The sequence below is a fragment of the Rhizobium sp. YS-1r genome (assembly GCF_000757525.1).
GTDB lineage: Bacteria > Pseudomonadota > Alphaproteobacteria > Rhizobiales > Rhizobiaceae > Neorhizobium > Neorhizobium petrolearium.
In genome coordinates, this window is the sequence record NZ_JPYQ01000007.1 from 15,392 (window position 1) to 29,553 (window position 14,162).

Below are 14,162 nucleotides of genomic sequence, written 5' to 3' on the forward strand. Positions count from 1 at the left end.
AGCTTCTGGGGTGATGTCAGGTTAACTTGGGCTGAAAGATTTGCGGCTATTTCGCGGTGATGAGCAAGAGCCCAGTTAGCTACAAGCGCCATCGTTTTCCTCGCGCTGTGACCGCCCATGCGGTCTGGTTGTATTTTCGTTTTCCATTGAGCCTGCGTCTGGTCGAGGAAATGTTGTTGGAACGCGGCATCATGGTTTCCTATGAGACGATCCGATGCTGGGCAAAGAAGTTTGGCCCGGACTATGCCGCTCGCTTGCGTCGGAAGCCGCCAAATCCGGATGATATTTGGCATCTGGACGAGGTGGTCGTGATGATCGGTGGCCGGAAGCACTGGCTCTGGCGCGCGGTCGATCAAGACGGCTATGGACTCCACGAGATCGTCCAGACCCGCCGCAACGCCAAGGCTGCCAGGCGCCTGCTGATCCGGTTGATGAAGAAGCAGGGATGTCAGCCGAAACGCATCGTCACCGACAAGCTTGGCTCTTATAGGGCGGCCCGTCGGCAGTTGATGCCCACAGTCGAGCATCGATCACACAAGGGGCTGAACAACCGCGCCGAAAACTCGCATCTTCCTCTACGGAAACGAGAGCGGGTGATGCAGCGATTTCGCTCGCCAGGCGGACTGCAACGTTTCGTCAGCATCTTCTCTGCTGTCCGAAATCTCTTCGTCCCAGCACGATCTCGGCACTCAGCCTTCAACATCCATCTACATCGCCTTGCAGCGATGGCCCATTGGAAGGGCGTCGCTGGAATTGCCGCCTGATCACTCCGCAGCATGCCCGATTCGTAGCCGCGGGACTTAACCTGACATCACCTCGGGAACTCGTGCATCATCGCTGTATCGGATGGCGTCCGTCTCCAAGTGCTGCGCCGTATCGATGGGAGTTCGAGGAGGATGGCATACCTTTCGACGTCGCCGTCGAACCGCAAATCACCACAAACGATCTGCATCTTATGGTCCGGACCGCGCTCGCCGGCAGCGGCATCACATTTGCACTCGAAGAGACGTTTCGTCCATATATCGTCCGCAGCGAGTTGATCACGGCGTTAGACGACTATCTGCCGCCCTTTCCGGGGTTCTTCATCTACTTCCCCAATCGCCGGAATATGGCGCCCAAGCTGCGCGCGCTCATTGACCACGTTCGCGCGTATAGACTGACGTCGTCCTAGCTGTCAGTAGCTAGAGCTCACTGGGTTTTGTGCGTCGGGTTGGGCACCTATAACGCCCAGCAATTCCCTGGTTCGGCGGGCCCAAACCAGGCCCAGGTGGCGCAGATTGCTGAGAATGGGCACGCGGCTCCAGAAGGTCAGACTGGCAAGACCCGCGGCGAAAACGACGTTCGTCACTATGGAAGAAGAGGCTGTTGTGGAGCCTCTTCACGGATCCGCCTGTTTCGCCGGATGACAGCCGGCTGTCAGATCTTAAGCGTAGTTGATGGGCAGCCAGTCGTAATTCGTGCTGTCTTTGCGGACATGGCCGATGCCCGGAAAGGCGATATGCGCGCCTGCCACCAGATATTTGCCGTCCACCGCCTGCCTGAACGCAACCTCGCGTGCAGCCACAGCGGCTTTCTGGTCGATATCGAATTCGATAGCGACGCCGGGTTCATCGAACTGCAGAATATCGCCATGAGTGATGTCGCCCCAGAATACGATCTTCTGGCCTCCGCCTTCCAGCGTGATGGCGCTGTGACCCGGCGTATGTCCCGCATACAGAATGGAACCAAGACCGGGAACGGGCGCTGCGTTGTCCGCGAAGGTTTCGAATTTTCCGGCTTCAACGTATGGCGTCACGCACTGATCCGCCTCGCCAAAATGCTGCTTGACGATGCCGGTCGCCGCCTTGGCGTTTGCCGCACTCAGCCAGAATTTCGCCTCGCGTTCATTGACCCGTAATGTGGCGTTGGGAAAGGTGCGTTTGCCATTTCTTATCAACCCGCCGGAATGATCAGTATGAATATGGGTGAGGACGACATCATCAATGTCATCCATCTTGTAACCGGAAGCCTCAATGTTGGACTCGAGTTTGCCGAGCGATGGCCCTAGATAGGCACCAGTGCCTGCGTCGATCAGCACCAGTCTTTCTCGAGTGTTGACAAGGAAAGCGTTGACGGAGGTTGGGACCATTTCCGGCAGAAACGCGTCTTTTAACACGTTTTGTGCATCGTGCTCGCTGGTGTTGGTGTAGAGCTTGGCAAGCGGCAGGGCTACAGTTCCGTCCGACAGCGCCGTGACCTCCACGGAGCCGATTTTCAGCCGGTAGAAACCCGGTGCCTGAACAGCGGCATAGGGTGCCTTGGCGAAGGCGATTGATGGTGCGACGAAGGGTGCTGTGACCAGACCGGTCAGAGCGCTTTTGAGAATGGAACGGCGGGATGGCATGGCTTTGCTCCTTGGGTGAGGGTGTGGAACGGCTTGCAAGTTCCTGCCCTTGAGCTAAGGATGTCTCGGTCAGCAATCAAATCGATACCACGCATGCAAGTCATTGATCATTTCAATCTACGTTCCTTCGACCTCAATCTTCTCGTCGCCTTCGACGCGATGATGGAAGAGATGAGCGTGACCCGCGCGGCGCAACGGCTCAAAATTCAGCAGCCTGCGATGAGCCACAACATATCGACCCTGCGCACGCTTTTTCAGGATGAGCTTTTCATCCGTGTAGGACAGGTGATGAAGCCCACCGCACGAGCGCTGAATTTGTCCGGCCCGGTGCGGCAGGCTCTGCGGCAGGCGCAGGCGGCGGTGTTGATGGCGGATGCATTCGATCCGGCCACCGAGCAACGTACATTCCGGCTGGGACTTTCCAGCGAGGTGGAACTGCTATTGCTGCCCGATCTGACGGCACGGCTGCGGGATATCGCGCCGGGTATCCGCATTCTCGCCCGCGGTGGTGATGCGGCGGAGGTCGACGCGATGCTGGATGCGGGCGTCATCGATCTGTCTGTGGGGTGCAGCTATCTGCCGGACTCACGGCACCATAGCGAGCCGCTGTATCAGTCCAGCGTATTGTGCTGTTTCAATCCGCAATTGCTGAAGCTTTCTAACCCTGTGGGTCTGGATGCGTATATGGCGGCACAACACGCGGTGATCTCCCAAACTGACAGCCTGCATGGCTGCGTTAAGGATGCGCTGGATCATGCGGGCGCAGAGCTGGAAGTGGTGGCGGCAGCCCCCGATTTCATGTCGATATTGGCCACGGCGCGTTCATCTGCGGTAATTGCCACCGTGTCTTCGCGCATCGCGCTTCGTTACGGGCCGCTGTTGGGGCTCGAGGTCAGCGCGGTGCCCTTGGCACTTTCTTTTCCACCGGTGGCTATGGTCTGGCCGCTTCAGACAGACAGCGATCTTGGCTGCGCATGGTTGCGGCAGCAAATCCGTGAGGCCATGCTGAGGACGAACGGGGGTAATGTCGCGGATATTGCGGCCTGACGTTTCGTAATGATCAGCGTGTGTTTCGGGGCCTCGCCTTGAACTGACTCGAACCATCGACCCCGTGATTTGAGTCAACTGCACAACACGCAGTCACGAAAAAGCGACAACCTCTTGCAACGAATACTGGCTGCTCTCTTTCAAGAGCATCTCGACATGGAGCGCCTCGCACACTCCTTAGCTCCGAGCGGGTTTCCACCATATCGGCAGCTGACAACACCGACGTACTTGCCATCCCAAACCAAGCGCATCACAACTAGAGTCATGAAACTGGAATTTCATGGGATCAGTTGTGCGCACCAAAGAGCTATCGTTTCTAACCCGTGTTCGGCAAATCTTGCCGCGTCTCCATCCGGCTGAACGGCGCCTGGGGGATTTTGTCTGCGATTTTCCCGGCGAACTCGCGAGCTATTCTGCGCAGGAACTGGCGGCCCTTGCCCATGTGTCCAAGGCAACCGTCTCGCGTTTCGTCCAGCGTCTAGGTTATGAAAACTATGATGAAGCGCGGCGCCATGCGCGAGCAGAAAAGCAGACCGGTTCGCGGCTGTTCCTGACAACAGCGGCGGATGCCGGCGCTGAACAGTCCGTCGCAGCGCATGTGGCCCAGGGCGTCGCAAATCTGGAATCGACGTTCCTGGCCATATCGGATAGCCAGATTTCATCCGCCGCATCGGCCATTGTTCAGGCGCGCAAGGTCTGGGTGGTGGGCTTTCGCGCCAGTCATCCCTTCGCAAGCTATCTGCAGTGGCAACTGACACAGGTTGTGGAGAACATCGTCGCCATTCCCGGCGGTGGCCAAACTTTGGGTGAGCATTTGGTCAGCCTGTCAGGCGATGACGTGGTGATCGTCTTCGGCCTACGCCGGCGTATTGCCCGCATGGACCTCGTCCTCGGGCAGATCGAGAAGTCCAAGGCAAGATTGCTTTACGTGACGGATGAGGGGGTCTCCTTTCTCTCCAGCGCCACCTGGCATTTCCGATGCCAGACCCTGGCTCCGGGACCATTGTTCAACCACGTCTCGGTCATGGCCCTGTGCCATCTCATCACCACGCGCTGCATCGAAATCTCAGGCGTTTCGGGGCGCAACCGTCTACGCGGTATCGAAGTGTTGAACGATAGCCTCCAAGAGCTGTGAGCCGCTTTTGTGCACCTGCATGAAATGATCGGTCATTATTTAATCTAAAGAAAACTTGGTTTCACGATTGGTTTTGTATCATCCTGAACTCAAGTATCTGTTTCAAAATATGAAACTACAGTTTCTTTACGTTTGGCATGAAATCTGCATTCCATATCGGTACTGAAAGGCGCATAAGACGCCGGGGAACGAACTGCTGGAATTTCAGGCAATAGTAACGCTGATGCTGATGCCTACCCCGATGTCGATCGCGTCCGAAAGTGTGAATTTGATTTTCTGAACACCGCGCCTGTTGGCCAAGAAAGGATAATCGCATGTTCAACCGCCTCATGATCACCCTGACGAGTGCATTGTTGTTTTCCACCTCGCCGTTCGCTGCTGCGCGAGCCGAAACCATCACGCTGCGCGTGCTGGGCCAGCCCTCGGGATCAGGCCTCATTGCCCAGCAGAAGGAAAAGCCGTTTTTCGAGGCGCTGGCCGAGAAGACCGGGCTCGACATCAAGGTCGAATACCTGCCCGTTGACGTCGCCGGCATTCCCGATACCGATGGGCTGCGCATCCTGAAGTCGGGCCTGTTCGACATCGTCTCGATCCGCGGTCCCCAGGTTAGCCGTGACGAGCCCTCCGTGCTGGGCCTCGATCTCGTCGGCCTCAACACCAGCTTCGAGGCAGGCAAGAAACATATTGACGCTTTCAGCGGCTATGTCGGCGCCCGGCTGGAAAGCCAGTTCAACGCCAAACTTCTGGGCGTCTGGCCGGCTGGTCCGCAGATCATCTTCTGTAAGCCTGAGGTCAAGGGACTTTCCGACCTCAAGGGCATGAAGGTTCGCGTCGGCGACCAAAGCGCGGCAAACTTTGTCGCCAAACTCGGCGCCACAGGCATTTCCATGCCGTTCGGCGAAGTGCAACAGTCCCTGTCACGCGGCGTGGTCGATTGCGCCATCACCGGTCCGGCCTCGGCAAACTCAGGCGGCTGGCCTGAGGCCACAACCACCGTTCTGCCCGTTGCGCTGCAGCTGGCGGTCAACGGGTACGCCATCAATCTGAACAGCTGGGCCAAATTCACGCCGGAACAGCAGACAAAGCTCGCAGGCGCCATCAACGAACTTAATGCAGATATCTGGGCGTTTTCTAAGGAGCTCTATGAAGACGCCATGCACTGCAATACCGGGCAGCCCCCCTGCGAACGCGGCAAGCCCTACAAACTGATTGAGGCTGCGGTCTCCGAAGCCGATCTCAAGACCGTCGCCGCTGCAGTTGGCGAAGTCTCCCTGCCGACCTGGGCCAAGCAGTGCAACGCCGTCGCTCCCGATTGCGAAGCTGAATGGAAGAAGTCGGTCGGCGTAGAACTCGGCCTCTGACACCATTGACCGGCGAAGGAGAGGAGACCATGCAGACCTATGCACGCATACTTGGCATAACATTCGGGATCATGATGATCCTTTTGTCTCTGGCCATTACGGCCGAGACACTGCTGCGAAAGTTCTTCTCCTATTCGCTGGGAGGGATTGATGAACTGGGCGGCTACGCGATTGCCATCGCCGCCCCCCTCGCCTTCACCGTGGCTCTCGTCGAGAATTCCCATATCCGCATCAACCAGTTGACGGCGCTGATGCCGAAAACGGCCCAGGCCGTGCTTAACGGCATCTCGGCGATCACCATCGCGCTGCTGGCGGGATATTTTTTCTACTTCACCGTCGATACGGTGATCGATACCCAGACCTATCAGTCGATTGCCCAGACACCCTGGGCGACGCCACTGATTTATCCGCAGACCGTATGGCTAGTCGCCATGGCAACCTTCCCCATTGCCGCACTCGTTTACGCCGGCAGGGCCGTCATGTTGATGGCGCGAGGCGAGTGGCAGATGCTCAACCGGCACTTCGGCCCGGTCTCCGCCCAGGAAGAACTGCAGGCAGAACTCGATGACCTCAAGAAGCGCGAAGGAGCGGTCCAATGAGCATTGCCATCGTGGGTATCGGCTTTGCAGCCATGTTGGTCCTGATGTTCCTGAGTTTCCCGGTTGCGGTGGCGATCATCGCCGTCGGCGCGCTGGGCGGCTACCTGATGTACGGCATGCCGCTCGTCGACATGATGGGCGGGGTAATCTGGTCGAGCCTCAACAGCCCCTCCATGCTGGCCATTCCGTTATTCATGATGCTGGGGGAACTGCTTCTGCGGGGCGGCATTGCCGACCGCATGTTCGATGCGCTCGCCGTCTGGCTTGCACGACTACCGGGTGGCTTGCTGCATACCAACATCGCCACCTGCACGCTGTTCTCCGCCACCTCTGGCTCGTCGGTGGCAACGGCGGCCACTGTCGGCACCATCGCGCTCCCGGCGCTGCAACAATACAAATATCCGATGAAGCCGTCGCTCGGCTCGCTGGCCGCAGGTGGAACACTCGGGATCCTCATACCACCCAGCGTCAACCTTCTGGTCTACGGTTCTTTGGCCAACACGTCCGTCGGACAGCTCTTTGCCGGCGGCGTGGTGCCCGGCATCCTGATGGCGCTCAGCTTCTCGATCTACATCTTCCTGGTCCATGGCAAGGCCGGGGCAGAGGCGAAGGATTTGATTGACATGCCGCTACGCCAGAAGCTCGCACTTGGCAAATACCTGATCCCACCCTTCATCATCTTCGGCGTCGTCATGGGCTCGATCTACGGCGGTCTGGCAACGCCCACGGAATCGGCGGCCATTGGCGTAGTCATCGCATTGTTCTTCGTCGGGATCAACGGCCGCCTCAATTTCGACCTGCTGGTCAATTGCTCGATCCAGGCCGCCAAAACCAGTGGAATGGTGATGATCGTGCTGGTCTGCGCCCTGTTGCTCAATGTCACGATTTCCATGACCGGCGCCGCGCAGGCCATGACACAGTGGATCGCATCCTTCGATCTCAGCCAGATCGCTTTGCTCTTCGTTCTGCTGGCCTTCTACATGGTGCTCGGCACCTTCATGGACGCCATGTCGATGCTGGTGCTGACGGTGCCGATCGTGATCCCGATCGTGATTGCCGCGGGCATAGATCCGGTCTGGTTCGGCATCTTCATCGTCATTATGTGCGAGGTGGCGCTGATCACCCCGCCTGTCGGCATGAACCTGTTCGTTGTGCAAGGGGTGCGCATCGACGGTGGCCCCTACAGCGACGTGATCAAGGGTGCCGTCCCTTACGTTGTCATCATGATGGTCTTTGCCATCGTCTTGATGTTCTTCCCCGGCATCGTTTTGTGGCTTCCAAACATGCTGGCGGGCCGATGATGAGCAGCCTCGCGTCCTCAGAAAAGGAGGCGCCGCAACGGCGCCTCCTGGTCATCAACCCCAACATCAATCCGACTGTCACACAGCGTGTCCGCCAAGTTGCAGAAGCAATCGTAACGCCGGAAACCTCGGTGACCGTTGTTAACCCGGCGGAGGGACCGTTTTCCATCGAGACGATGGAGCATCGCGACGCCGCCGTGCCGCAAGTGCTCGACCTCGTGCGCCGCACGCTCAATAACCGTTTTAACGCCTATGTCTTTGCTTGCTTCGACGATATCGCGCTGTTCGAAACGCGGGAGATGACCGGGGTTCCGGTGGTTGGAACCTGTGAGGCAGGGATTGCTGCGGCGCGCACCATGGCCGCACGGTTTTCCATCATCACCACGGTCCATTCCGCCGTGCCCGGCATCCACCGCCTGCTGGCTCGCTACGGGGCTGCCGATATTTGCACGGTTCGAGCGGCTGGTATTGGTGTCGCTGCGGCCGCGGGAGGAGACAGCGATACGGAGAGACGTATCCTGTCAGCGGTGCGCGAAGCAGTCGACCAAGACGGTGCGAAGGCAATTCTGCTTGGTTCAGGTGGCCTGACCGGACGCGCAAATGACCTTGAGCAGCAGTTTGGTATTCCGGTGATCGACGGCGTCGCTGCTGCTATTAAGATGGCGGAAGGGCTAGTTTACCTGAGGAGCCAGATTCTTTAGCCGTGTTCAAGCCAGGTCCATGCAGGATCTGAGCTTATTGCTCTTGATGGGATCTGGACCGACGACCCGCTCTTTCAAATCATCTAAACCACTGGAGTAATAAGGAAATGGAGAAGGAATGTCGCCGGCAATGGCATCCTCGCCGGGGTGGCGAGCGATCTCAAACAGCCGAGTGGCAGCGGTGATCACGCCGAAGAACGGTCAAGCCTTCGTAGGGCGTCTTGGTCAAGAAGTTTCACGAGGTCGGTACTGCCACAGCGAGATGCACCGTCTCGGGATCGAGACCGGTGCTGATCCGTTCGACAGAACGACAATTAGAGTACGGAGAAGCCGCTCGCGCCGCATGACCGCCCCACAAATCCTCATGCTCCCCAGGCTGACGTGGGCCGGCGGTAATTTCAATGGCATGATGCCGGTACAATATCGGCAGGCGCCAGCCCTTCACAACGGTATGATCGTCATTGGAGAGGGATCGGAAGCCACTATTCTCCCACAACGTTTTTCGACCCTCTTGTGATGGGCTTCACCGCTCTCTCCAACAAATCCGCAGCATCGGCGACGATGGCCGCAGCCTCGTTCCGCAAGACATCCTTCGCGTTCTTACGGGCGTTCTCGATGGCAATATCAGCAGTCAAGCTTCGCTCATCTGCCTGCAAGCCGTCATCGTCACCACGAACCATACCGGTATTTGTTTGCTCGCGCACCTTGCTGCGCGTCGCCAGCACGGCCATTTCCTTTCGGCGTACTAGTTCATTGAGAGAAATGGTACGTTTTTCGCGCTGAGCCTTAAGCTCTGCAATATCTTCGGCGAACTGTTGGAAGTCCGGCTCGTTTTTCACCCGCGCATCATGGCGGCTCTGCAATTGCGGCACCAACGCCGCCATATTGCCCGCAACCTTGTGTTTCGCAGGTTTGATCTGCGTCCAGGGCAGCGCATTGTCATAACTTGCTTCGCCAAATGTCTTGGGATCGAAAAGCCCGGGCAGACTTATATCGGGGGTGACGCCACGCAGTTGCGTCGTCCCGCCATTCACCCGAAAAAACTGGGCAACAGTCAATTTCAGATCGCCGAATTTCGGCTCCCCATTCCGTGCCACCTGATCAAGACTAACCACGGTTTGCACGCTACCCTTGCCGAAACTGGGCTCGCCGATAATCACGCCGCGACCGTAATCCTGGATTGCAGCAGCGAAGATCTCGGACGCGGACGCCGAACCACGATTGATCAATACCCCTAGGGGGCCGGCCCAAACAGGTGCGCGCAGGTCATCGCTTTCTACCTTGATCTTGCCCTCGGCATTACGTTGCTGGACCACCGGACCTTTCCCGACGAACAGACCTGTCAGATTTATCGCCTCGGCCAACGAACCTCCGCCGTTACCGCGTAGATCGATGAGAACGCCATCAATGTTTTCCTGCTTCAGTTCACCGAGAAGTTTAGCGACGTCGCGGCTTGCCCCCTTATAGTCCTTGTCGCCGTTTTGCCGCGCTTCGAAGTCCTCGTAAAACGCCGGAAGGGTAATCACTCCAATTCTGCGCGTGGTTCCGCTGTCGTTGACCGGAAGGATGGTCTTCTTTGCGGCCTGCTTTTCAAGGCTGACTTTGTCTCGCACCAGACTAACGAGGCGATGGCTCCCGCTTTCTCCGGCGTCTGCCGGTAAGATCTCCAATCTGACAATAGAGTCTTCTGTCCCGCGTATCATTTGTACGACTTCGTCAAGGCGGGTGCCTACTACCTCCTTTACCGCGCCATCATCGCCTTGTCCGACACCGATGATGCGATCACCGACCGCCAGCTTACCGGACAGTTGCGCCGGCCCCCCTGGTACAAGCTCACGGATCGTGGTGTAGCCGTCGCGGTCCTGCAATACAGCACCGATTCCGACGAGCGAAAGCTTCATCGAGATGTCGAATTCAGCTGAAGCGGCGGCACCAAAATAATCCGTATGCGGATCAACGGAGGTTGTGTAGGCGTCCATGAACGACTGGAAGACGTCGTCGCTCTTGGACGAATACACACGCTCGAGGATATTTTTATAGCGTTTGTCGAGCGTATCGCGAATTGCCGCGTCGGCCTTGCCTGCCAGCTTTAAGCGGAGCCAGTCATTTTTTACCCGCTTACGCCAAAGTTCATTGCTTTGCGCCTCCGATTGCGCCCAAGGGGCGTCATCGCGCAACATGGAATAGTCTTCCTGAAGGCTGAAATCGAAGCCCTGCTTGAGCAGGCTCCGTGCATAGGTCATGCGATCTACAAGCCTTTGCGAATAGACGTTAAAAATCGAAAATGGAATCTTGAGGTCTTCGCGGAGAATGGCGTCATCGACCTTTGTACTTTCAGCCATGAATTTGTCGATGTCAGCCTGCAGGAACAACATCCGGTCCGCATCCAGGGACTTGATGAACCGGTTCATGATTGTCGCTGACAAGGCATCGTTCAGCAGTACAGGCCTGTAAGCATATCGCGTCAGGAATTGAGCGCTGACATGGGCAGCTTGCTCTTGCCGTTGCAGCGGCTCCAGAACCGGAGGCGCCGGTTCCAGGGAATATGCGGGTGATGCAATCGAAAGGATTAAGCCCAGGAGACCAAATTGTATGCGCATTCAGCTTTATTCCCTTCTGCGGTGGCAAGCTCATTCTCAATGCTGATCAACAATGATAGCATTTTGGCAGATTAGCGAATGTGCTGCTTTTTTATCTGTCGCAGCTGTACTACCGGACGAAGCGCCTCAACGAACTTCGGCGGGGCTTTCCGGAGGCGACTCAACCCGTACTCAGCCGCAATCGCGAGATCTGTGAGCAGGTCGGGTCACGGCAGGTTTTAGTGTTCCGCGCCCTCCGGCCGAGATCGCAGCGGCCGGTCAGGCGATGCGGTTTTATCGGGCGCGGCGCGCGTCATCGAGGCGACCGGCGCGGACGTGAGGGACCTTTATGTCGCCGGGGCGCGTGCAGCTTTGGCCCTGGCGCGTCAGCATGATTGCGGATTCGCGCTGCTTATCGACGGTAACCCGCCATGCGGTAGTGGCTTCATCTGCGATGGCGCGTTCGCCGGTCGGAAGCATGTCGGTGCCAGGATGACGGCTGCGCTTCTGCGGCAGCACGGTATTGAGTGTTCGCGGAAACAGAGATCGACGCCTTGCAGGCTCGATTGTCGCAGGAATCCTAAGACCATTACGTTCGATGCAGTTCACGTTTAGGCCCTTTACAAGCGACGACCTCGTCGAACTGCGCTCATGGTTTGAGGATGCGGAGCTATCACGCCGGCTGTCCTTTCCGACCGACGAATGGTTCGTCTATGTGACGGCCGGCGACGCCGCACGCTGTTGGATGGCACTGGCTGCTGGTCAGACTGTTGCCGAGGTTCAGGTTGACCGGGAGGGCTTAGAACGCGGGTATATTGACCTTGCCGTACGTCCCGATCTCAGAGGACAAAGGATTGGAGCAGCCGTACTCTCGGCGTTCTTGTCAGGTCCGGGACAAGCCTATCCGATACTTGAAGGGCGGATAGAGCCGGACAATGCGGCAAACCTCGCATGCTGCCGGCGCTGCGGTTTCATGTTGTTACCGGAGCCGGATACGGACGGCTTCATTCAAGCGATTTACCGTTCGACGCAAATTTCCTAACATTTGCTACTTTTAACGGGCCGATGTGCAGATGATTGACGGGTGCCCCGTCTCATGTCACATGTTCCACCTGCTGCTTTCGCAGTATTGGCTTCCGATCAGCCTGCGGATGGTTCAGGACATCGTGGCAGCCTGCGGCTCCACGGTTTCGCATCAGACGATCCGGCTGTGGGCAGAGAAATTCGGACGAATTTTTGCCAACCAGATCCGGCGCCGCTCATCCGGTCGGCTCAGCGACGAATGGCATCTCGATGGAGCCGTCACTTCGATGTGCGGCAAGAAGCATTGGCTACGGCGCGCCGTGGACCAGCACGTTTCGTGCTGGAGGTTCTTGTGAATTCGCCGCCAGCCGTTTTGCCAAGCGTCGTACTGTTACAAGGTATCTGCGGTAGCGTTCTGCGTCGCGGAAGGCATCCCTCGCTTCTTCCGCAGTTCGGATATCGCGTGACGCACCTCATCTCACGGAATTTACGACGAGTGTCTTAATCGGCGTCAGCGACAGCGTTGCAGCATAATGAGGAGCTCTTTGTTCTCCGCCCGAAGCTTTACGATCATCAGCCGCCTGAGATGGCGATTTTCCGCTTCGAGAACGGCAAGCTCGTCTTCAGATCCAGACGCTTCAACGGTAAAGTCTCGATTGCCGGGCACGGTGGACGGTCTTGCGCCAGAGGGGCGCGTCCTCCTTTTCCTCGGTCGAGGTTCGGAGACATACGATGGCGCGACGGTCTTCTGTTTGGCTGAGAGAGCCTGATCGGCATCGATCGTCGGCTCATCCGGATCCTTGACCTGCGGCTCGAAGGCCGCTGGAACCGGATCACGAACCTCGGTTCTATGTGGAGCGTCCGATGTGATAATCGTGGTCTCTGCCGCCGGCACCACGGTCATCTTGGGCTCGGCCTGCGGCTGGGCGTCATCAGTCTCGACGGCGCGGGCGACTGCTTGCAAATCCAGGTTTCCCCAGATTGATTTCGGCTGCGCCTTCGATAGCCGTCTGGTCGCCTTGTATTCGACGACGAAATTGCGCCTGGGCGTTTTCATGTTTCGGAAGCTTGCGATTGGAAGACACGGATGGAACCGCCGAAGTCGATCATAGGTTCCGAATTTGGACGTCTCGGTCGAACGCGCATAAGCGGGCAGACTGTCAGCACCGAAGATCGCTACTTCAGCCCAAGCCTCTTGCGCAGCTCGGCGTTTTCGTTACGCAGCTTTTCGGACAGCAGGTTTCGCAGCCGGCGGTTTTCTTCCTCGAGCCGGATAAACTCGGCCAGTTCGTCATCCATAGCCTCGGAAGTGGCGGGCGTTTCGGCCACGGATTTTGCCGTAGCTTTCTTCCATTGATAGTAGGTCTGGTCGGAGATCCCGACATCGTTGACTGCATCCTTGAGCGTCGCGCCGCCCGAAACCAGAGCTTCGATCTGCTCGACCTTCGCCAGCTTCTCCTGATCGCTCAGTCCGCGGGTCTTCGGCTTGACAGGCGCGGACTTGGCAGCAGGCTTTTCGGCCGCGGCCCTTTTCGCGCGCCGCCTCTTTGCCGGAGCTGCGGGTTCCGTCGGCTCGGCTTCAACTGATGCGGTCACGTCCGGCGGTGTCTGGATTTCGTCTTCGACCATTTGAATACCCTTATCTTTTTCCGCTTTGTTGTCCAACGCTATTGAAGAGTCAATCTTGGGCGGGCCTCCAAGCCTCGCTACCCTTGAAAACGATCATGTCATACAATGACTCAGGTCACCGACAATCTGGAAAGTCAGCGACGGGCAGTATAATCTGCCTGGAGCTGTCGCAGCGACCGGCTTCGCATCGCGTTGAAGACGGGGGGACGCCCTCTTTCCAGGTCAGCTACGGCGTCTACTACCTGACGCACAAGATTTGGCGGAATTGGAGTTCCCTCCATCGTACATTGTCGTCTTCCCAAGAACGGCTCTGTTGCAAAAACTCGGTTGATGGCCGAAAGAGCGCTGATAATTTTCAGCGAGACTTTTGATGAGCGATTTCAAGTGGCGTCATTTTCAGGGTG

At 57.6% G+C, this 14,162-nt stretch carries 14 protein-coding genes and 2 pseudogenes; 12 read left to right on the plus strand and 4 right to left on the minus strand.

Annotation, left to right across the window (positions count from 1 at the left end; translation table 11 throughout):
• Positions 1-59 precede the first annotated feature (59 nt).
• Both JL39_RS09210 and JL39_RS09215 read left to right on the plus strand, forming a co-directional pair.
• Complete coding sequence (locus JL39_RS09210) at positions 60-764, plus strand: IS6 family transposase (protein WP_037148914.1); 705 nt, start codon at positions 60-62, stop codon at positions 762-764.
• Positions 761-1,171 (plus strand): LysR substrate-binding domain-containing protein, encoded by a 411-nt coding sequence (locus JL39_RS09215; protein ID WP_280114086.1) that lies wholly within the window; start codon positions 761-763, stop codon positions 1,169-1,171. The genes JL39_RS09210 and JL39_RS09215 overlap by 4 nt, the downstream gene beginning before the upstream one ends.
• A gap of 252 nt (positions 1,172-1,423) precedes the next feature.
• On the opposite strand, the gene JL39_RS09220 is transcribed toward JL39_RS09215, so the two are convergent.
• The gene (locus JL39_RS09220) at positions 1,424-2,383 is read right to left on the minus strand and encodes an MBL fold metallo-hydrolase (RefSeq protein WP_037148915.1); all 960 of its coding nucleotides are present in this window, start codon (positions 2,381-2,383) and stop codon (positions 1,424-1,426) included.
• A gap of 93 nt (positions 2,384-2,476) precedes the next feature.
• Here JL39_RS09220 and JL39_RS09225 point away from each other — a divergent pair, with 93 nt between their 5' ends.
• The 7 genes and pseudogenes from JL39_RS09225 to JL39_RS32435 form a co-directional block, all read left to right on the plus strand.
• Positions 2,477-3,430 (plus strand): LysR family transcriptional regulator, encoded by a 954-nt coding sequence (locus JL39_RS09225; protein WP_037148917.1) that lies wholly within the window; start codon positions 2,477-2,479, stop codon positions 3,428-3,430.
• Between the two features lie 292 nt (positions 3,431-3,722).
• Positions 3,723-4,565: a MurR/RpiR family transcriptional regulator gene (locus JL39_RS09230; RefSeq protein WP_152601089.1), complete on the plus strand. Its 843-nt coding sequence runs from the start codon at positions 3,723-3,725 to the stop codon at positions 4,563-4,565.
• A gap of 314 nt (positions 4,566-4,879) precedes the next feature.
• Complete coding sequence (locus tag JL39_RS09235; protein ID WP_037148920.1) at positions 4,880-5,926, plus strand: TRAP transporter substrate-binding protein; 1,047 nt, start codon at positions 4,880-4,882, stop codon at positions 5,924-5,926.
• Between the two features lie 29 nt (positions 5,927-5,955).
• The gene (locus JL39_RS09240) at positions 5,956-6,525 is read left to right on the plus strand and encodes a TRAP transporter small permease (RefSeq protein WP_037148956.1); all 570 of its coding nucleotides are present in this window, start codon (positions 5,956-5,958) and stop codon (positions 6,523-6,525) included.
• Entirely contained in the window at positions 6,522-7,826 is a 1,305-nt protein-coding gene (locus JL39_RS09245; RefSeq protein WP_037148928.1) for a TRAP transporter large permease, read from the plus strand. The genes JL39_RS09240 and JL39_RS09245 overlap by 4 nt, the downstream gene beginning before the upstream one ends.
• The gene (locus JL39_RS09250; protein WP_200883931.1) at positions 7,823-8,527 is read left to right on the plus strand and encodes an aspartate/glutamate racemase family protein; all 705 of its coding nucleotides are present in this window, start codon (positions 7,823-7,825) and stop codon (positions 8,525-8,527) included. Before JL39_RS09245 ends, JL39_RS09250 begins: the two co-directional genes overlap by 4 nt.
• Before the next feature lie 120 nt (positions 8,528-8,647).
• A pseudogene (locus JL39_RS32435) lies at positions 8,648-8,837 on the plus strand (DNA polymerase IV); the annotation flags it as partial.
• A gap of 172 nt (positions 8,838-9,009) precedes the next feature.
• Here JL39_RS32435 and JL39_RS09255 read toward each other — a convergent pair.
• Positions 9,010-11,127, minus strand: coding sequence for a carboxy terminal-processing peptidase (locus JL39_RS09255; RefSeq protein ID WP_037148929.1), 2,118 nt, complete (start codon positions 11,125-11,127; stop codon positions 9,010-9,012).
• A gap of 315 nt (positions 11,128-11,442) precedes the next feature.
• On the opposite strand from JL39_RS09255, the gene JL39_RS30900 reads away from it, so the two are divergent.
• From JL39_RS30900 to JL39_RS09270, 3 genes and pseudogenes are all read left to right on the plus strand, one after another.
• Positions 11,443-11,721: a hypothetical protein gene (locus JL39_RS30900; RefSeq protein ID WP_244446856.1), complete on the plus strand. Its 279-nt coding sequence runs from the start codon at positions 11,443-11,445 to the stop codon at positions 11,719-11,721.
• Positions 11,705-12,148, plus strand: coding sequence for a GNAT family N-acetyltransferase (locus JL39_RS09265; RefSeq protein WP_037148933.1), 444 nt, complete (start codon positions 11,705-11,707; stop codon positions 12,146-12,148). Before JL39_RS30900 ends, JL39_RS09265 begins: the two co-directional genes overlap by 17 nt.
• A gap of 94 nt (positions 12,149-12,242) precedes the next feature.
• Positions 12,243-12,490, plus strand: a pseudogene (locus JL39_RS09270) (IS6 family transposase); the annotation flags it as partial.
• Between the two features lie 150 nt (positions 12,491-12,640).
• On the opposite strand, the gene JL39_RS09275 reads toward JL39_RS09270, so the two are convergent.
• On the minus strand, positions 12,641-13,186 hold the full coding sequence (locus tag JL39_RS09275) for a hypothetical protein (protein ID WP_037148936.1): 546 nt from the start codon (positions 13,184-13,186) through the stop codon (positions 12,641-12,643).
• A 119-nt stretch (positions 13,187-13,305) separates the two neighbouring features.
• A complete protein-coding gene (locus tag JL39_RS09280) occupies positions 13,306-13,794 on the minus strand; it encodes a transposase (protein WP_244446857.1) in 489 nt (162 codons plus the stop codon).
• Between the last annotated feature and the right edge of the window lie 368 nt (positions 13,795-14,162).